The sequence below is a fragment of the Streptomyces sp. NPDC002076 genome, assembly GCF_053593835.1.
Genome location: NZ_JBSFDI010000013.1, coordinates 241,313 through 258,450, shown reverse-complemented (window position 1 = coordinate 258,450; position 17,138 = coordinate 241,313). Strand labels below are relative to the sequence as shown.

Annotated in this window: 24 protein-coding genes and 2 pseudogenes; 25 read left to right on the top strand and 1 reads right to left on the bottom strand. The window is 69.2% G+C overall.

From position 1 onward, the window contains the following. The first annotated feature begins 20 nt into the window (after positions 1–20). The 24 genes and pseudogenes from ACWCQS_RS27305 to ACWCQS_RS27190 all read left to right on the top strand — a co-directional run bounded on the left by ACWCQS_RS27305 (position 21) and on the right by ACWCQS_RS27190 (position 15,143). Positions 21–152 carry a hypothetical protein gene (locus ACWCQS_RS27305; RefSeq protein WP_451006894.1) on the top strand — a complete coding sequence of 44 codons (132 nt, stop codon included), beginning with the start codon at positions 21–23 and terminating at the stop codon, positions 150–152. Between the two features lie 156 nt (positions 153–308). Beyond that, positions 309–881, top strand: coding sequence for a hypothetical protein (locus ACWCQS_RS27300; RefSeq protein WP_451006893.1), 573 nt, complete (start codon positions 309–311; stop codon positions 879–881). Positions 882–970: 89 nt separating this feature from the next. After that, complete coding sequence (locus ACWCQS_RS27295) at positions 971–1,174, top strand: hypothetical protein (protein WP_275560771.1); 204 nt, start codon at positions 971–973, stop codon at positions 1,172–1,174. Between the two features lie 106 nt (positions 1,175–1,280). Beyond that, positions 1,281–1,625, top strand: coding sequence for a hypothetical protein (locus tag ACWCQS_RS27290; RefSeq protein WP_275560772.1), 345 nt, complete (start codon positions 1,281–1,283; stop codon positions 1,623–1,625). A 16-nt stretch (positions 1,626–1,641) separates the two neighbouring features. After that, entirely contained in the window at positions 1,642–2,622 is a 981-nt protein-coding gene (locus ACWCQS_RS27285; protein ID WP_451006892.1) for a recombinase RecT, read from the top strand. A 59-nt stretch (positions 2,623–2,681) separates the two neighbouring features. Next, the gene (locus ACWCQS_RS27280) at positions 2,682–3,824 is read left to right on the top strand and encodes a PD-(D/E)XK nuclease family protein (RefSeq protein ID WP_451006891.1); all 1,143 of its coding nucleotides are present in this window, start codon (positions 2,682–2,684) and stop codon (positions 3,822–3,824) included. 88 nt (positions 3,825–3,912) lie between these two features. After that, complete coding sequence (locus tag ACWCQS_RS27275) at positions 3,913–4,854, top strand: helix-turn-helix domain-containing protein (protein ID WP_451006890.1); 942 nt, start codon at positions 3,913–3,915, stop codon at positions 4,852–4,854. Positions 4,855–4,930: 76 nt separating this feature from the next. Continuing rightward, complete coding sequence (locus tag ACWCQS_RS27270; RefSeq protein WP_451006889.1) at positions 4,931–5,209, top strand: hypothetical protein; 279 nt, start codon at positions 4,931–4,933, stop codon at positions 5,207–5,209. A gap of 89 nt (positions 5,210–5,298) precedes the next feature. Continuing rightward, complete coding sequence (locus ACWCQS_RS27265; protein WP_451006888.1) at positions 5,299–5,919, top strand: hypothetical protein; 621 nt, start codon at positions 5,299–5,301, stop codon at positions 5,917–5,919. Between the two features lie 6 nt (positions 5,920–5,925). Next, positions 5,926–6,069, top strand: coding sequence for a hypothetical protein (locus ACWCQS_RS27260; RefSeq protein ID WP_451006887.1), 144 nt, complete (start codon positions 5,926–5,928; stop codon positions 6,067–6,069). 58 nt (positions 6,070–6,127) lie between these two features. Further along, positions 6,128–6,631: pseudogene (locus ACWCQS_RS27255) on the top strand (DNA cytosine methyltransferase); the annotation flags it as partial. Between the two features lie 830 nt (positions 6,632–7,461). Further along, on the top strand, positions 7,462–7,617 hold the full coding sequence (locus ACWCQS_RS27250) for a DNA cytosine methyltransferase (RefSeq protein ID WP_451006886.1): 156 nt from the start codon (positions 7,462–7,464) through the stop codon (positions 7,615–7,617). Between the two features lie 27 nt (positions 7,618–7,644). Beyond that, positions 7,645–8,370, top strand: a complete 726-nt coding sequence (locus ACWCQS_RS27245; RefSeq protein WP_451006885.1) for a hypothetical protein — start codon at positions 7,645–7,647, stop codon at positions 8,368–8,370. A gap of 19 nt (positions 8,371–8,389) precedes the next feature. After that, the gene (locus ACWCQS_RS27240) at positions 8,390–8,809 is read left to right on the top strand and encodes a hypothetical protein (protein ID WP_451006884.1); all 420 of its coding nucleotides are present in this window, start codon (positions 8,390–8,392) and stop codon (positions 8,807–8,809) included. Between the two features lie 149 nt (positions 8,810–8,958). After that, a complete protein-coding gene (locus ACWCQS_RS27235; RefSeq protein WP_451006883.1) occupies positions 8,959–9,291 on the top strand; it encodes an HU family DNA-binding protein in 333 nt (110 codons plus the stop codon). Positions 9,292–9,350: 59 nt separating this feature from the next. Then, a complete protein-coding gene (locus ACWCQS_RS27230; protein ID WP_451006882.1) occupies positions 9,351–9,845 on the top strand; it encodes a hypothetical protein in 495 nt (164 codons plus the stop codon). Between the two features lie 37 nt (positions 9,846–9,882). Then, entirely contained in the window at positions 9,883–10,290 is a 408-nt protein-coding gene (locus ACWCQS_RS27225) for a hypothetical protein (RefSeq protein WP_451006881.1), read from the top strand. Between the two features lie 36 nt (positions 10,291–10,326). Beyond that, the gene (locus tag ACWCQS_RS27220) at positions 10,327–10,512 is read left to right on the top strand and encodes a hypothetical protein (RefSeq protein WP_451006880.1); all 186 of its coding nucleotides are present in this window, start codon (positions 10,327–10,329) and stop codon (positions 10,510–10,512) included. Between the two features lie 297 nt (positions 10,513–10,809). Continuing rightward, positions 10,810–11,448, top strand: a complete 639-nt coding sequence (locus ACWCQS_RS27215; protein ID WP_451006879.1) for a hypothetical protein — start codon at positions 10,810–10,812, stop codon at positions 11,446–11,448. A 60-nt stretch (positions 11,449–11,508) separates the two neighbouring features. Then, positions 11,509–11,811 carry a hypothetical protein gene (locus ACWCQS_RS27210; RefSeq protein ID WP_451006878.1) on the top strand — a complete coding sequence of 101 codons (303 nt, stop codon included), beginning with the start codon at positions 11,509–11,511 and terminating at the stop codon, positions 11,809–11,811. A 90-nt stretch (positions 11,812–11,901) separates the two neighbouring features. After that, positions 11,902–12,912 carry an N-6 DNA methylase gene (locus ACWCQS_RS27205; protein WP_451006877.1) on the top strand — a complete coding sequence of 337 codons (1,011 nt, stop codon included), beginning with the start codon at positions 11,902–11,904 and terminating at the stop codon, positions 12,910–12,912. Beyond that, positions 12,909–13,421, top strand: a complete 513-nt coding sequence (locus tag ACWCQS_RS27200; RefSeq protein ID WP_451006876.1) for a hypothetical protein — start codon at positions 12,909–12,911, stop codon at positions 13,419–13,421. Before ACWCQS_RS27205 ends, ACWCQS_RS27200 begins: the two co-directional genes overlap by 4 nt. After that, positions 13,418–14,500: a DUF4192 domain-containing protein gene (locus ACWCQS_RS27195; protein ID WP_451006875.1), complete on the top strand. Its 1,083-nt coding sequence runs from the start codon at positions 13,418–13,420 to the stop codon at positions 14,498–14,500. The genes ACWCQS_RS27200 and ACWCQS_RS27195 overlap by 4 nt, the downstream gene beginning before the upstream one ends. Before the next feature lie 169 nt (positions 14,501–14,669). Then, on the top strand, positions 14,670–15,143 hold the full coding sequence (locus ACWCQS_RS27190; RefSeq protein WP_451006874.1) for a hypothetical protein: 474 nt from the start codon (positions 14,670–14,672) through the stop codon (positions 15,141–15,143). A 144-nt stretch (positions 15,144–15,287) separates the two neighbouring features. Here the strand turns inward: ACWCQS_RS27190 and ACWCQS_RS27185 are convergent, their stop codons facing one another. Continuing rightward, positions 15,288–16,775 carry a hypothetical protein gene (locus ACWCQS_RS27185; RefSeq protein WP_451006873.1) on the bottom strand — a complete coding sequence of 496 codons (1,488 nt, stop codon included), beginning with the start codon at positions 16,773–16,775 and terminating at the stop codon, positions 15,288–15,290. Positions 16,776–16,978: 203 nt separating this feature from the next. Here ACWCQS_RS27185 and ACWCQS_RS27180 point away from each other — a divergent pair. Beyond that, positions 16,979–17,134 (top strand): annotated as a pseudogene (locus tag ACWCQS_RS27180) (IS256 family transposase); the annotation flags it as partial. Positions 17,135–17,138: the final 4 nt, after the last annotated feature.

The window sequence follows — 17,138 nt, the reverse complement described above, 5'->3', positions numbered from 1 at the left end:
AAAGGGCTGACCAAGGCGAGGTGGCGACCGCCTTCCGCGAGGTGACCGGCGGGCGCACCATCCACGCCCTGCGGTTCACACGACAGAGGAAGGAGCAGGGCCCGACCCGGCTCAGCTTCACCGCCGACCAGCCCGAGGGCAAGACCGCGTAGAGAGCGCGGCAACGCACAGGGCCCCCGCCAAAGCGGGGGCCGTTTGGCCTCTTGGAGAAAAGACCGTCGCCACCATAGCAGCGACCGTCGCGTACGCCGGCGTGTGCGTACGGCTACGCTGACCTCTGCATTCACGGCAGACACCGGAGGACGGGGATGAGTCGGCGCAAGCCGTATCTGGTCGGGCACCAGGAGTTCGCCGCGCTGTACCGCGTCGATCCAAAGCAGGTCGCGCAGTGGCTGTCGCCGAGCCGCGGCAGCGTGCTGGATCCGGAGACCGCCATCATCGTCAGTGGGGTGCGGTATTGGCCGCTCGGCTTCGCGGCCGGGTGGGGTGCGACCACCGCGCGGTTCCGCCAAATCGACCTGGAAGTGAAGGCGCGGATCATCGCAGAGCAGGGCGAGGGCTGGGAGCCGGACCTGGGGGATGAGCTGCCGCCGATCGTCGGCCAGCAGGAGATCATCGAGTTGTTCCGCCTGCCCGCGCAGGGCAACTTGGCGACGACCATCTCGACAGGGCGGTTCCCGGAGCCCGACTGGCTGCTGTCCGGGTCGATGCTCTGGCTGCTGGACACCGTGCTGGACGCCGCGCCGATGCTGCGCGACAGCGCGCGGAGCTTGCCGTGGGAGGTAGACGAGGCGGTCGTCGCCTCCCTGCGGGACGGCACCTACGACGGCCCTGGAAGTCGTGTCTTCACCCGTGGCCGTCACGCCCGCAAGCCGCTCTGACCTGCGCAGACACTGTACTTAGCTCCCAATTGCGAATAAGATATAAGTAATCCCTTTACGGGGTCCGCAATTCACCGAGGAGCCCAGTAGTGCAGTTCATCACCACATCGGGCGGTGACGAGGTTGCCATCATGGATGCCAGCGAGGCGCTCATTGTCGAAGGTGCCCTCTCGCTCTATGTCATGAAGCATCCCCACTCCAACATTGCCATCGACGCCCTGCGGGACTTCTCGCGGCTGAACGAGGCCCGCGAGGCGCGGATGGACGACGCGGCCGAAAGCGCCTGCTGCTGACCTGAGTCGAGGTGTGAAGTCGCCCTTGCCCTCGGTGGGGTTGATCATCTACACGCCAACCCGCAAGATAGATGACATTCTTGATACAGGTCATCAGGGGGTGGGTATGGCAGCCGTCCAGGACGAGATACCGGGCCTGGTCATCCACACCGTGCGGCAGCCCGAAGGCCAAGCACCGTCGATTCAGGCCCAGTTCGAGACGTTCCACCAGCTCAACCCCTGGGTGCTCCGTGCGCTGGAGGCCCTGACAGCCGACTACCTCAAGCGCGGCGCGAGCCGCATCGGCATCGGGATGCTCTTCGAGGTTCTGCGCTGGCGATACGTCACGGCGACCGAGGGCGACGAGTTCCGCCTCAACAACAACTTCCGCAGCCGGTACGTCCGGCTCCTCATCGAGCGCCACCCCGAGTGGGCGGGCGCCTTCGAGGTCCGCAGCTTGCGGACCGACTGACTTTTTGGAGTGAAGAGTGAGCGACGAACAACCCGCCGAGCCTGCCACCGTGGAGGGTGCGGTGGTCGAAACGGAGACGGCGGCGCATCCCGTCGTGCGGCCGAGCGCCATCGTCCTGCGGGCCGATCAGGAAGAGTTCGACCACAAGCAGCTCTCGACGCTGAACCTGATCAGCCCCGGCCTGGCCAGCGCCCCGCGCGGCCACCTGGCCATGTTCTTCCACTACTGCGTCCGCACCGGCCTCGACCCGTTCGCGCGGCAGATCTACATGATCGGCCGCACCAATTGGAAGGCGGCCGACAACCCGGACGAGCCCGAGAAGACCTGGACCATCCAGACCGGCATCGACGGCTTCCGCACCGTCGCCCACCGGGCGGCGGCGAGGGCCGGGGAGTCCATCTCCTATGAGGACACCGTCTACTACGACTCCGAGGGCAACGCCCACGACGTCTGGCTGTCCAAGGCGTACCCGGCCGCGGTGAAGGTCACCGTCGTGCGCGGCACCGCGCGCTTCCCGTTCATCGCGCGCTGGGACGAGTTCGCCCCGACGTACTACGACCGCAAGCAGGGCGCCTACGTCGTGGCGAAGATGTGGCAGCAGATGCCCGCCCACATGCTGCGCAAGTGCGCAGAGGCCGGGTCGCTGCGCATGGCCGCGCCGCAGGACCTGTCCGGCGTGTATGTGGACGAGGAGATGGAGCGGGCCGATGCCGAAGCCGTCGTGCGTGAGGCGGAGGAGGCCACGCGGCGCCTGCGTGAGGCCGCCGGTCTCGAAGCGGGCGACGGCGACGGCAAGGACGAGTCGGCCGACGGATCGGCGGCCGCGGCACAGGACGCGAGCGCGGCGAAGCCCGCGCCGAAGAAGAGGGCGCGTCCCGCGAAGAAGTCGGCTGCGGCGCCATCGCAGGACGCCGACGTTGATTCCGGCGAGGCCCCGGCACCGGCGAAGCGCGCGCCGCGAAAGCGGGCCGCCGCGAACCGCCGCGCCGCCTCTTGACCCTGCGACACCGAGTGCCGCCGCGGCCAGCGGGCACCCCCATCCTCTTGGAGAAGTTCGTGACCACCCTGTCCATCACGCCCGAGCGGCCCGTCAGCCTGTGGCCAGCCGCCCACGCGGCGGACGCACGCCGTCCCCGCTCCCAGCAAACGAAACTGGGCGCCAGCGACACCGTGTGCGCACGCCGTGCCGGATACCTCCTGCACGGCCGACCCCCGACCGACACCGGCGAGAAGCGCAAGGCCATCCTCGGCACCTGGCTGCACGCCGGGATACTCGAAGCGGCCCGCGAGGAGTACGGCTGGCTCGTCGAGCGCCAGGTCGAGGACCACACCGTCCGCGGCCACATCGATGCCGTCCAGCTCGACAGCACGACCGCGGCCCGGCTGCCGAAGCGGCTGCGTCCCGCCCTCCCGGCCGAGGAGACGACGGTCGAAGACGTGAAGACCAAGAGCACCTACCAGTGGGACAACGTCCTGCGGTACGGCGCGAGCGAAGCCGAGCTGCGGCAGGTCTACCTGTACGCGGATCTGCTGCGCACCGAAGGATTCGCCGGCGTCCGGGGTCAGCGGCAGCTCGCCCGCCTCGGACCTGTACTGGTCACCCGCATCCGCTTCAGGTTCATCAACCGCGACAACGGCGACGACCACGTGCAGGAGATCGCCTACGACGCCGAGCGTGCCCGCCGGGCCCGCTGGTGGGTCCAACAGGTTCGGGCCGCCGCCTCCCCGGAGGAACTGCCGCGCACCTTCCAGGGGCCGGGCATCTCCGCGATCTGCGACCACTGCCCGTTCCGCACGGCGTGCTGGGGCCCGTTGGTCGCCGGCCGCTCCCCGCAGAGCCAGCTCATCCACGATGACGAGGAACGCGCCAAGGTGCTGGCCGAGTACGCCGAGGTCTCCGGGCAGATCAAGCCGCTTAGGGAGAAGCTGAAGTTCCTGCGGGCCAAGCTCGACGGCTCCGAGCCGGGCGTCTACGGCGACAACGTCCTGAAGTGGAGTGGCGGCAACCCGACGAAGGTCGATGACGTCGAGGCGATGGTCGCGCTGTATCGCCGCGCTGGTCTGCAGGTGCCGATGGTGCCGGACGCGGCGGCGATGAAGGCGACGCTCAAGGAGGTAGGCATCCCCGTGCCCACGCGCCTCGACCACGACCGGCGCACCGCGGTGAGCATCAACGTCACAGCGCGCAAGCAGCCCTGATCGCGCCACTTGGCGGGGGGCGGGGCCGACGTGCGCCCCGCCCGCGCTCCAGCGCGGCGGGACACAGACGGAACACGGAGAGGTGCCGGTGAGCATCCAGCTGATGGTGGTGGCCGCCTACCTGCCGAAGGAGGTGATCAACACGACACAGAAGTTGGTCCTCATGAAGATCGCGGACTCGGCCGACGACCAGACCAGACTGGCCCGGCCGGGCCTGGAGCGGATGATGGCCTGGGCCGGCGTTGGAGAGAAGCAAGTCATCACGGTCGTCACGCAGCTCGTCGGCCTCGGCCTGGTCGAGCGGGTCTCGGTCGGGCGTGTCGGCCGCCGAGCCGAGTACCGGGTGTTCCCGTACGGGGTGCCGCCCATCCCGTCCACCGAGGAGCTGATCGAGCGGCGCCGTGCAGCGCAGAGCGCGCCGAAGAACCCTCGGCTGGCCCGGAAAGCGTCACGCCGTAAACCGTCCTCGACGGCCCGCACGCAGCAGGACGTCGTCGCTCGTGAGGAGGCGCGAGCGAGGGAGGGCGCCGAGACGGGACCAGGGTTTCCCCAGGGGAACCCTCATGAGTCCGAGGACAGGGTTGCCCCAGGGGAACCCAGTGGGTTGCCGCAGGGAAACCGAGCGGGTTGCCCGGGGGAAACCCCTTCTCTTCCCCCTTCTTCCTCTTATCTTCCTCACCCCCCTACCCCCACGGCTGACGCCGCAGGGGAGCCGGGCGCACCGCAAGGGGAGCAGCAGCGGGCGCGCTGTCCCAAGCACGCCGAGCCGGTGAGTAACTGCCGGGGGTGCGGTACGAATCCGCGTGCCGGGCGGGAGGAGGCGCGCCGCGAGGCGGCCGACCGCGAGCACCGCGAGCAGCAGGAATGGCTGCGGGAGTTCTTCGCCGAACAGGAGCGCCGTGTGGCCCAGACGGACCCACAGGCGCTGGAGATGGCCCGCCAGCGGACACGGGAACTGGCTCGCATGGGACGGGAGAAGACGGCCAACTCCCGTCACAGACAAGGGGCTTCACAAGAACAGCAACATTGACGCCCCGGTGACTGCTATTAAGATATAAGTATAAGTTCGGAACTCGCCGGACTCTTCGACCTCTTGGAGACCATTAGTGACCGACACGCTCACCCCGGCCCCCGACGCCTACGTCGTGGTCGCCGAAGTCATCCACGGCGCCCGCGTCGCTCCCCGGCTCGGCAGCGGCCTGTACTGCTCGGCCGAGTGTGCCGAACACGGCGTCCGCGAACTCGTCGGCGACCTGAGCAAGGAGGAGGGTGGCAGTGGCTTCGTCCTGCCCTACCGGGGCCGCGCGATCGGATGCGTCGTCACGCGCGGTGGCCGGATGTGGGTAGTGCAGATCCTCGCCAGCAGTGAACTGCCCGCCGTCTGAAATGCACTTCACCTGAGATAGGTGACATTTCTCAATGACGGGTTGGCTGCCTGCTTGCCCGTCGTGCACACACTCTTGGAGGCCAGACCATGACCACCACCATCGCGGCCCTGCCCGACCACAACCTCCTCAGCGACCCGCTGTGGCAGCGGCTGTTCCACGCCTACCGGCACGTCATCACCCCTCTGCGGTACGCGGGCTGGGTCACCGACCTGGAGACTTGCGGCGGTCAGTACCACGTCCGCGCCGACCTCGGCGACGGCACTGAGCTGATCATCGCCTCCACCGACGGCCTCCCCGCCGACCCCGCCGAAGTGAACGGCTGGCACGCCCTGCGGCAGCACACGCAGAACCCCGACCGCCACACCGTCCTGTACGACTCCACGCCTAACGGGCCGCAGCGCCACCACGGCAACGCCTTCATCCCGCTGTTCGCCCGCATCGACGGCATCGACGCTCCCCGCCGCGCACCCCAGCTGATCGTCTCGGCCACGCACACCTCGCCGTACGGCGCGAACCACAACCAGACCGCCGGAATCGAGGGCCCGGCCACCGCCATCGCCCGCTTCTCGGAGTGGTCGAAGCGGCTCACCGACCACGAGGGCTACCGCCGCGTCTGGCAGCGGTCCGAACACGACGGCTACCCGCTGGCTCTGTTCGAGAGCGCCGGACACATCACAACCGTTCGCGTCACCGCCAGCGATGGCTGACCGGCCGTGCCGCGCACCGCGCCCCACCGGGGGCGCGGACCGGTGATCTGGCTGCTGATCGTGTGCGCCCTCGTCCTGCTGGGGTTCACCGCCCTCGGCATCGAGGACAGCCGCCACCACCGCGCATTACGCGCCCGAGACCAGTCCTGACCGAAAGGCCGCCCGGCCCAGCCGGGCCGGGCGGCCCCGCCTCTTGGAGACCCACCCCGTGCCCCGATCCATCCACCTGCTCTGCGGAGCGGGCGGAGACGCAACCGGCCTGCTCGAAGCCGGATTCGAACCCATCCTGGGCATCAACCACTGGCAGACCGCCGTCGACACCTTCGAGCTCAACCACCCCACCGCAGCCGCGCGCTGCGCCGACATCCAGAACTACCCCATGCGCTGGCTCCCCAAGGCCCTCGTGCTGTGGGCCAGCGTCATCTGCACCGAGATCAGCCCCGCCGGCGGCAAGAAGCGCCCCGATCCCGTGCAGGACGCCCTCTTCGAAGAAGAGGAGCAGTGGCGCCAACTTCCACCGGAAGCCTTCGAGATGACTCGGGTGACCGCCTGGTGTGTGCTGCGCGCCGCCGAGGCCAAGCAGTTCCCCTGCGTCGTCGTGGAGAACGTGGTCGAGTTCGTCACGGACTGGATCCTGTTCCCCGAGTGGATCCGCGCCATGAAGAAGCTCGGCTACCGGGTCCAGATCGTCTCCGCGTCCTCCGCGCACATCGGCTCGGAGACCAATCCGTACGCCCCGCAGTGGCGCGACCGCGTGTACCTGGTCTTCACCCTCACGGGCGTGCGCCGCCCCGACCTCGCGCCGCGACCGCTGGCGTACTGCGTCGAGTGCGGGCGGGACGTCAAGGCGCGCCAGAGCTGGCGGGACCCGCGGGTGAAGGTCGGCAAGTACGGCGTCCAGTACGACTACCGCTGCCCGAACACCCGTTGCGGCCACGCGCTCGTGGAGCCGTACGTCCGGCCCGCCTCCGACGTGATCACGTGGGACGACATCGGCCAGCGGATCGGGGATCGCGCCAAGCCGCTGGTGCCCAACACCATGCGGCGGATCGAGGCCGGGCTGGCGAAGTTCCCCTACGACCCGTCTGTCGTCACCCTCACCCACGGCAAGGACGGCACCGACCGGGCCTTCGCCCCGCACACCCGGCCGCTGCCCACCCGCACGGCCAAGCTCGGCGAAGCCCTCCTGGTACCGGTTGGCGGCTCGTGGAACGACACCGCCTCCTCGGCCGCGGAGCCGATGCGTACTCGCACCACCCGCGAGAGCGAAGCCCAGGTCACGGTGGACCCGTTCATCGTGGAGTCCGCAACAACTGCGACGCTGCGTCGATCGACGCTCCATTCAGCACCATCGCCACGGCCCGCCATCACGGCCTGGTCGTGCCCGACGGTGACATCCGCTCGCGGGCGCGCAACACGCTGGTCATCCCATACCGGAAGGCCGCGCCGAAGACGGCGGCCGAGCCGCTGCACACCCTGTCCACCCGCGACTCGGCGGCCGTCCTACGCAGCGCGCCCGCCATCGAGGACTGCTACTTCCGGATGCTCCAGCCACGCGAGCAGCTGTCGGCCCAGCGGTTCCCCGGGACCTACGAAGTCGTCGGCTCCAAGGCCGCCCAGACCCAGCAGGCCGGCAACGCCGTGTCGGTGAACGTCGCCCGCTGGATCGGCGAGCGCCTCAAGCCCGTCCTGACCTGACCCACCAAGAAGAAGGAATACACCGTCATGACCCCTGTCACCTCCGATCAGATAGCCGTCTTCGCGCAACAGCGCGCGGAGCTGGACGCCGAGCGACGCCGCATCCAGAAGGCGTACTGCCTGACCGTCCTCGACCACGTAGCGGCCAAGGTCCGCCAGGCGTGCCCCGAGTCCGCTTACATCGGCGTCGCCTACGACGGCAAGACGCGGGAGCTGGACCTGCTGGGCGTGCTCGGCGAGCGGACCAGTCCGCTCGGCGGCCTGCCCTGGCTCTGGGAGGCCAGCCATGAAGAGCACCCCCTCGCGGAGCTCGCCGAAGAGATCGAATCCGACGTCGAGACCGCCCTGGAGCCCTACGACTCCCCGGCCTGGGCCACCGTGCGGCGCAACAGCGCCAGCGACGGAAACGTCTGGCTGAACGAGCTCCCCCCGCTCGACCGGGCCGCGCGCATCGCTCAGCTGGTACGCGAGCACCACCCCGAGGCCACCGCCGCCGCCATCGACGGCCGCAGGGGAGGCCGGATCATCGAGGTCTTCGAAGGCGTCGTCGACGACGGCACGCCGGGCCGTGCGCCGCGCCCGAAGTGGTCGGCCGCCTGCGACACCGCCCTGACCCGGCTCCTCGGACAGGTGCTCGCCCTCCCGGCTCTGGCCGACCGGCACCTGATGCCCCTGCCCGGCGACTACGCCCACCCGCACGGCGTTGGCACCAGCGATCAGGTGCGCCTGATGCCGCTGCCGCCGACCGCCTAGCGCACGGGAGGAGGAGCAGATGAGCGGCAACGGGTGGGTCGTTGAGGCCCCCTGCGCCGGGGACTCCCGCTTCACGTCTGAGGAGACGGCGGCCGGAGCCCCGACACAGCCGCTGGTCCTCCAGCTCCTCTCGGTCTGCCAGGTCTGCCCGTTCCGATCGCAGTGCATCGACTTGGTTCTGCCCAGCCAGAGCCTCTTCGACGGCGTGTGCGGCGGGCGGCTCTGGCGTAACGGACAGGTTCTCGCCGCCTGCGAGGGCGCACGGCCCGGAGAGTTGCGGGAACGTGGGCGCCGCCCGATCACCCACGGCACCGAAGCCGGAGCCCGTGCCCACAACAGACGCGGAGAGCCCGCCTGCTCCCTGTGCCGGGAAGCCGGACGGCTCGCCCAGCAAACGCGCCGCGCCCGCAAGCGTGCCAACCCCACGGACAAGAAATAGATGACATCTGTGAAAAGCGAAGAAGCCTCCCCAGTCAAGGCGTGTGAGGGCGAGGAGGAATGTGGCTTCGCGCTGAGGCCCCTGCCTGCCGCCTGGCGCGCCCGCACTCAACTCCTGCGGCGCAGCCCGCGAATCGAAAGGAAGACGCAGTGAACAAGGCCCAGCTCATCAAGGTCGTGGCCGAGGTGCTCGGGAGCCGCGCCCAGGCGACGCTGGCCGTGGAGACCACCTTCGACACCATGGTCCGCGCCGTCGCCGCCGGTGAAGCCGTCTCCATCACCGGCTTCGGCAGCCTCACCCCCGCGGTGCGCGTGGCCCGCACCGGCCGCAACCCGCAGACCGGCCAGCCGGTGCACATCGCCGCCCGCCGCGTGGTGAAGTTCCGCCCCGGCGTCCGCTTCCAGGACCTCGTCGCAGGCCGCCGTGCCATGCCCGCCTCGGGCAACTGCATCCAGAAGGACCCCAAGGCCGCCCGCCCGTAACCGCCGCACACCACGGGCCGTCGTCGTGTGCCGGGCGGCCCACCGAAGGAGATCGACAGATGAACGACCGTTCTGTGGGGGTCGAGATCGACGCCACCGTGAGGTGGCTGGAGGAGCGCGGCGTAGCCGGCGCTGCCGCCCTGCTGCGGCGCGTTGCCCGCCAGAGGGACGATGCGGTGCGGCAGCTCGGCCTTCGCCCCACCTCGCCCGCGTACACGCGGGGCGGTGCTGAACGCACCCGGGACCTGGACGCCGCGGCCGAAGCGGCGATGCTGCGCACGGAGCTGGCCCGCTTCCAGTCCCTGGCCGAGCGGGCCGGCTGGGTGAGCGACGCGTCCGCCAAGCGCCTGTGGCGCTGGCGCGACGGCTGGTGGGAGCTGAGCTACCGCCGCCGGAACCCGAAGGACGGCTACCACGACACCGGCTGGTACCTGTGGGGACCGCTCGGCAGCTACGACGGCGAGTGGGCCCACCGCAACAAGCGCCCGGCCATGACCGAGGCCGACCGGCTGATCACCAAGCACCGCGCGGCGACCGGCGGGGGCGGCCGGTGATGATGATCGAGGTCATCCGGCCGGCGGGAGGTGCCGCGTGACCGCCGAGCTGCAGAGCGCCCCCGTGACCCTGCCCAGCATCCAGGACTCGGGGGAGTGGCAACCGCGCGTCATCGGCCTCGACCTGTCGCTGACCTCGACCGGCATCGCGGGAACCGACTGGGCGCGCGCCTACCGGCCCGGACGCCGCCGCAGCCACGAGCGCCTGGACTGGCTCCTGACGGCCGTCGCGCTGAGCGTGCGGGACGGCGCGGACCTGGTGGTGGTCGAGGGCGCCGCGTACGCCCAGGGCGGTCAGGCCGGCCACCACGAGCTGGCCGGACTGTGGTGGCTGATCACCCAGCACCTGTGGCGCAACCGCATCCCGTACGCCGTCGTCACGCCGCACGGGCGCACGATCTACGCGACCGGTCGGGCGAACCCGGCCCAGGACTACCCGCGCTAGGACCGGGCGCGGATCGCAAAGGGCATGGTGCGGGCGGTGGCGGTCGAGCGGTACGGCGTGGAGTGCGAAGGGCCGGGCCGCTACGACCAGGTGGACGCCACGATCCTTGCCGCGATGGGACTGGACTGGCTCGGCTATCCCACCGTTCCGGTGCCGGACAGCCACCGGCGGGCCCTGGAAGCGGTGCGCTGGCCAGATCTCATTCCCGTGGCCGCAAATTAGGGAATTGAATTGCGGAAACTAAGTGCACATTCGTTTGCGTGTACCTTGCTTTTGGGGTATTTGCCATTAAGATATAAGTAACGAATTCGGGAAATGCCCGAAGAGGAAGGGGAATTGGAATGGAAACCCAGAACCACGGATGCGGCTGTGAGTGCAACAGCGGCGGCTTCTGCGGCGGCTGCGGCCACGCCGGATGCGGCGGACGCCGCTAACCATCCCCGAACCCCACCAACATCCCGCGCCCCCGGCCAACGCCGGGGGCGCACCCATACGCGCAAGCGCCTCTTGGAGAACCCGATGACCGACTACTCACCCGGAGTACGCCAACTGGCCCACGAAATAGGACTCGGCCCCGAACACGTCGCACACGCCGTCCGCGTCGCCTCACGCACCTTCGCCCGCGTGCAGGTGACCACCGGCATGAGCCTCGAACAGTTCCGCCGCCTGTTCACCCAGGACCGGCACTCCCTCGCGATCGTCGCGAACATCGCCATGCGTCACGCCGGCCGCCGCGACGACGCCCAACTCCTCATGGACGTCTACAAGGCCGCCGCCGGACGCCTCCCCTACGAGCAGCCCCCGCACACCGGCGTCGGCACCCTGCCCGAGTACCACGGCCACCCGCAGGTCCAGGAGGCCGTGCGCATCCTGACCGCCGCTGGAATGCCGCCTATCCACACCGACGGCGTCCACGAACTGCGCCCCGGCTTCCAGGTCATGCCGGACGACACCGGCCACTTCCCCGGCTGGGTGTTCATCAAGCCCGATCCAGGCGCCAAGGCGCGCACCGGCTTCGCGGGCGGTGACCTCGGCTACCTCGCCGTCATGCGCTGGGCCGGATGGGGCGTCATCCCCGAACGCCTCCCCGGCGACCTGTACGCCGCCTGCCACCCCGACCAGCGCGGCAACCCCTTCCCCGCCACCCCGGCCTCCTGACCCCGTCCGTGCCCGGCCGCACCTGCAGCCGGGCACACCCCCTCTTGAAAGGCACAACTCGTGATACTCCCCGTCGACGAAGCCACCCTCGCCTCCTGGTCCGCTCTCCTCGGCCTCACCGAGGAACAGGCCGCCGCGACCCTCGCCGACATCGAGCAGACCCTCCGCGTCGGCTACGACAACCGGCCCGAGGAACTCCGTGACGTGAGCTTCGAACAGCTCACCGGCGACATGGACGCCGACGAGGCGGCCCTGATGTTCCTCATCAGCGGCCTGCGCCAGGCCGGACACCCCGAAGCCGCCTACGCGGTCGAAGTCCGCGGCATCTTCGCCACGCTCCGCTCCCTCCAGCAGACCAGCTGAACCAACCCCTCCACCCGCCCACGCCGCCCCGGCTGCGCACCGCGCACCGGGGCGGCCCCATGCGCGCCCGCAGAAAGGATTCCGCCCCGCATGTCCGACGACTTCTTGCCCCGCGCGGCAGCTCCGGCCACCGCCGCGCGGCCCGCGCCCTCGTGGGTGAAGAAGCCCCCGCCCAAGTCGAAGGCGCGCCCCACCGGAAAGATCACCGCCCGCCGCTACGCTGCCCCGCGCGACCCGCACGAGCACGCCCGCAAGATCGCGGAGAACGTCCTCGACGCCTGGTACCAGTCCTTCGGCGGCAGCAGCATCGACGTACCCCTCGGCACGGTCGCCGGGCTCTGCCTGCTGCGCAACGTCCCCGGCCTGGCGGACTGGCTGCTCAACCTTCAGCCCGAACAACTCCCGCAGCTGCTCAAGGAGATCTACCTCGGCCACTGGATCAAGCGCCCCGACCTGATCAACCGCGCGACGCGCCTCCACGACTGGGCCTGGAACCCCGCCCCCGACCGCCAGCAGCTCCGCGCCGTCCACGCCGTCACCCACGCCGCCATCAACACCGGCCTACTCGACCTCACCGGCCACGACGACCCCGGACAACGCGCCGAGGCCGACGTCCTCAGCCCCCTGCTCACCGGCCTGCGGCACAAGAGCGACAAGAAGTGGCGCGGCGAGTACCACACGCCGGCGTGCCTCACCGACCTGATGGCCAACATGACGCTGGCCAAGGAATTCGCCCAGCCCGGCATGTCCTTCCGGGAACCCGCCATCGGATCGGGCGGCATGTTCCGCTCCGTCGCCCAGCGCCTGCGCGACCTCGGCCTCAACCCCCACGACTTCCACTGGTACGGCAACGACGTCGACTCCCTGTCCGCCGGGTGCGCCGCCGTCAACGCGATCATCTGGGACCTCGGCCCCGGCTGCCTCATCGGCTGCGCCGACTCCCTCGCACCGGAAGACGACTACGCCAAGGCCCGCGCCGAAGCCGCCGAAGCCTTCGAGCAGCGCGACCGGTACATGGAAACCGCCACCACGATCGTCGCCCACCGCCGCGCCCTCGCTCTCCTCGACCAGCTCATGCCCAGCAAAGAGACAGCCGCGTGACCGAACCCGACGACTTCGCCCGACCCAGCACGACACCGGCACCACGCCGTCGGCGCCCGTCCTTCGCCGCGCCCACCGACGAGATCGACGCGCCACCCCTCGACCAGATCACCCCCGCCCTCGAACCCCCCTGGCACAAGGAGGACACCCACACACCCGACCGCACCGCCAGCTACCACCACCCCGACGGCCACCGCCTCGGCCTCCGCATCCAGCCCCGCGGCCTCGCCATCCAGACCTGGATCACCGCAGGCCCCGACCTGCCGCCGATCCCCGACGGCACCGACATCGAGCAGGCCAAAGCCCAAGCCGCGAACGACGCCCGGCTCCAGCCCGGCCGCACCTGGCACGCCGTCCTCGCCACACGCCGCAGCAAGGACCTGGCCGCCGACCTCGCCGCGCTCGTCCGCGACCACCTGCTTCCAGCACTCACCCGCAAGCCCAAGCACGTCAGCACAACCACCGACGAGCAGAAGGCTGACACCGCAACCGAAGGACCCACGACATGACCGAGCCGCTGCGCATCGCCAGCCCCAGCGACTTCCTCGAACTGATGCCGTTCCTCCTCGGCTACACCCCGGAGAACGCCCTCGTGGCGCACGGCATCACCAACGTCGGCCTCGCCGGACCCGTCATGGCGCTGCCGCTCCCCGAAGACCCCACACAATGGCGCCTCATCGCAGAAGCCGTCGCCCCCGAATTCATCCACTCCACCCGAGACCGCGGAATCGACATCCTTGACGTCGTCGTCTGCCTCTACCGCACGCCCCAGCCCGGACAGAGCCCGGAAGCGACCGCACACCTCCTCGGCCACATGGCCGACTGGATGATCGACGCCTTCGTCGACCTCGGCCACGCACCGGTCAAGCTCGTCCTCGGCATCGTCGGCAACCAGTGGTGGGACTACACCTGCCACTGGCCCGGCTGCTGTGAAGGTGACCCCCTGCCCGCCGGCGACCACCCCGAGAGCGTCACCGCCCAACTCCGCGCCCACGGCCGCATACCCGGCCGCCCCAGCAGCGAGATCGCCAGCGAGTACCGGCCCACCCACACCAACGCGGCCCGCTACCGGCGAGCCCTCGATGAGGCCAGCACCGACTTCCTCACCAACAGCCGCACTCCCCGTGGCCGACTCATCGCCCGGCAAGGCACTCTCAACATCATCGACGGGGCCTTGAAGGACCTGCGCAACGGCACTCCCATCACCGACGAGCCCGCCGCCCGCATCATCCTCGGCCTCCAGGACCGGCGCGCCCGCGACCGCGCCCTCTCCTGGGGACCGGAAGAGGACTTGCCGTACGAGCGGCAGCTCTGGGCAGACCTCGCACGCCGCTGCGTGCCGCCCTACACCAAACTCGCCCCCGCCCTCCTCACCCTCCTCGCCTGGGTCGCCTGGCGACAGGACGACACCCCGACCGCACGCCTTGCCCTCCGCGAGGCCATGACCATCGACAGCAACTACCTGCTGGCCCAGCACCTCCACCAAGGACTCAACCAGGACGTGCCGGTAGACCGCTTCCTCGAGGTCTTCCGCACCACGGCCGTCCAGGACCAAGCCGAAGACGAAGCCGCGCTACGCACCCTCTGACCGCCACCGTGGCCCGGCCCGTACGCCGGAGCCGCCCCGACCCGAAACGAACCGTGATCCACACGAACGAACCGCGCGGCGCTATCGCCCGACAGACCATCTACCCGAGGACGGAGTCTCGAAGAGTAATCAGCCAGACGCTGCCCGCGGCAGACGAGAGCGAGGAAATGTGAGCGACCCCAAGGCCGTCACATGGCTCCGCCCTGAGTACAAGGGCCGCGAGGACGAGCTGATCAACCTCGCTGCAGGAGCAGCCCTCGTCGGCGTCAGTCGCTCGGCTGTCAGCAACTGGGCCAAGCGCCACTCGAATTTCCCCAAGATCGCCCTTCTCACGGGCATCGGTGATCGGCGCGTGAAGTACGTCCCGCGCGCCGAGTTCCTCGACTTCGCCCGAGCCCAGTTGAGCAAGAAGCCTGGCCCGAACAGACCTGCTGCACCGCGCCGCGCAGCGGCAACGCTTCGAGCCGAGGAGATCGCGTACTCCGAACGGCAGATTGCTCGCCTCGAGGAACTGGAAGCGCGGCAGGTCAAGGCTCTTGCCAACACTCGCCGTGCCCTGAAGAAGCACAGAGCACGGCTCCGGCGCGCTCAGCAGCGCCTGGCCGAAGAAGTGGCCGCCGCTGCACGACATGGGAGGAGGTAGGAACACGAACGGAACAACAACGAGTAGCGTGTAACACGCCGCTGACCTGCGAGAATCCGCAGGGCTCCACTCTCGGATGAGAGGGTGGAGCCCTGCCCGTCGCTTTGAGGTAAAGACAACGCTCGCGTTACCGCGCCTTTCCCGTCAGACGGAGTTCCACAGGGATGTGTGCGTTTCTGGTCCGTACGGACTCCACCCCTTGAGGTAGGGCTTGAGGTCTTCAGGCTCGAACGCAAGCCCGGACGGCATGGTCGGCAGTTGCGTCAGCGGGTCGAGAGCCTCCGCATAGTCGCGTGCCCACCGCAACCAGGAACGCGCCAACTCGACGTCTGGATCTCCTTCCGCCGCTGAATCCAGCCGGCGCTCCAGAGCGTCGCAATACCGGCGGAGCGCCTGCGCTTCCTGCCAGTGCTTTGCTTGCTCACGGAGAATCGTCCCGAAACGAGCCTGAGCAGCCTTGTCTTTGGCGGCAGCCATGGCCGCTTCCCATCGGACGCGGCGCTCTTCCTTCGCTCGCTTCTCATCCAACTCCCTCTGCCGCTCCTCGACCGCGCGGCTCTCCAGTTCCCGAAGCACGATCCCCAGGACGTCTTCGAGTTTCGACCGCTTGCGGTCGCCCCAGTGGTGCTGCCTATGGGATCGGCTGTAACCGATGTCCAGGGCAAGCTGCTGAGAGCGATCTGGGTCAGCAGACTGGGGAAATTCCTGCTTGATCGTGACGCTGCAGGTGAAGCCATCGATGACGATGTCCAGCACTCCTTCTCGGCAGCTCGCCGGGAAGTACCGGCCGTTGTAGTAGTGCGCTGAACGATTGTCACGCTCTGGGGCGGGATGCTCCTGGACCTTGTACCCCCGGCGCTCAGCCTCTGCGGCCAGTCCCTGGAGCAGTAGCAGAGCTCGGCGTCGCAGGGCGGGTGGCATGAGAAGCCGGCGCTCACTATCTCGCAACCCCGCCACGACCCGGTGCGGTGAGCGCAGCTGCGCAGGTACTGGAACTCGCGGGTTGTCCACTGAGGACCTGCGGCCCGAGTTGGCGTGCGGGCCATCCACCAGGGATATTTGCAGGTCCCGACCCGCATTCCACAGTCGCTGCTTCTCGATGCGCTTGCCCGGCGGAGCAAGTCCATGCCGCTTGGCAAAGTCGACGACACGCCGCCACTCGGTGATCTCTGCTTCGTCCGGCTCCGAGATGACAATATGGCGCTCTGCGATCAATCGCTCGACGAGCTTGGTTGCCTGCGCCCGGCGCGCTGCAGGGATGGGCCTCTCGCTGTAGGGCGTCGGCGGCTTCTTCTGCGCGGTCGTGCCCCTGCGCCGGCGCGGTGTAGTTGTCGTCTTGGAATCACGGCCTGTGCCCGTAGCCACGGTCACCGACGTCTTTGACGCTTCACCCGGATCGCCGCCGAGTGTCGGATGCTCGGGATGATGACCGCGCTTCAAGTAGAACTGACCGGCCTCGGTGACTTGCGTCTGCCAACCGCCACCCTGACGGCTGACCGTCACCAGACCTCGATCGCGCAGCGCATAGGTTGACCGCCGCATGCCCGGGTCCTGGGCGCTGGGATCCTTTCCATCGGCGATGTCTCTGAGGAGTGTGAGCTGTCGGTCGTTCAACGCTGTCCAGCGGTGCATGCCACAAGTTCACCGGCAAATGAGGTGGCTCACAATAGCGGCCGTCGCGGTGCTCTCGACAAGAGTTGCCCGGGCGCCACCAGGCGGCAGGCTGGATGGCGTCCCGCCGAGTCGTGTAGCCGGTCGAGCGTCGCGAATGCGCGGGTGTCTGCCCGAGGCGTGCACCCGCTGTCCTTGAGTGCTCCCTGAACGTGGGGAGGTCACCCGCACGACGGGCCGACGTTGTCCAGGTCTTCCCCAACCCCGCCGCTCTCGACCGGCTCGCCGCCGCGGTCCTGGCAGAACTCCTCAACCCCAAACCGAGCGAGGACGACCGCCGGCTTCCTCCACAGTCAGAACCGAATCAGCTCGGCCAGTGACTTC

What these genes read in the sequence shown, in the direction of transcription:
- ACWCQS_RS27300 (WP_451006893.1), top strand. Translation starts at nt 309, where the DNA reads ATGAGTCGGCGCAAGCCGTATCTGGTCGGGCACCAGGAGTTCGCCGCG.
- ACWCQS_RS27290 (WP_275560772.1), top strand. Translation starts at nt 1,281, where the DNA reads ATGGCAGCCGTCCAGGACGAGATACCGGGCCTGGTCATCCACACCGTG.
- ACWCQS_RS27265 (WP_451006888.1), top strand. Translation starts at nt 5,299, where the DNA reads ATGACCACCACCATCGCGGCCCTGCCCGACCACAACCTCCTCAGCGAC.
- ACWCQS_RS27250 (WP_451006886.1), top strand. Translation starts at nt 7,462, where the DNA reads ATGCTCCAGCCACGCGAGCAGCTGTCGGCCCAGCGGTTCCCCGGGACC.
- ACWCQS_RS27245 (WP_451006885.1), top strand. Translation starts at nt 7,645, where the DNA reads ATGACCCCTGTCACCTCCGATCAGATAGCCGTCTTCGCGCAACAGCGC.
- ACWCQS_RS27240 (WP_451006884.1), top strand. Translation starts at nt 8,390, where the DNA reads ATGAGCGGCAACGGGTGGGTCGTTGAGGCCCCCTGCGCCGGGGACTCC.
- ACWCQS_RS27230 (WP_451006882.1), top strand. Translation starts at nt 9,351, where the DNA reads ATGAACGACCGTTCTGTGGGGGTCGAGATCGACGCCACCGTGAGGTGG.
- ACWCQS_RS27215 (WP_451006879.1), top strand. Translation starts at nt 10,810, where the DNA reads ATGACCGACTACTCACCCGGAGTACGCCAACTGGCCCACGAAATAGGA.
- ACWCQS_RS27205 (WP_451006877.1), top strand. Translation starts at nt 11,902, where the DNA reads ATGTCCGACGACTTCTTGCCCCGCGCGGCAGCTCCGGCCACCGCCGCG.
- ACWCQS_RS27195 (WP_451006875.1), top strand. Translation starts at nt 13,418, where the DNA reads ATGACCGAGCCGCTGCGCATCGCCAGCCCCAGCGACTTCCTCGAACTG.
- ACWCQS_RS27185 (WP_451006873.1), bottom strand. Translation starts at nt 16,775, where the DNA reads ATGCACCGCTGGACAGCGTTGAACGACCGACAGCTCACACTCCTCAGA.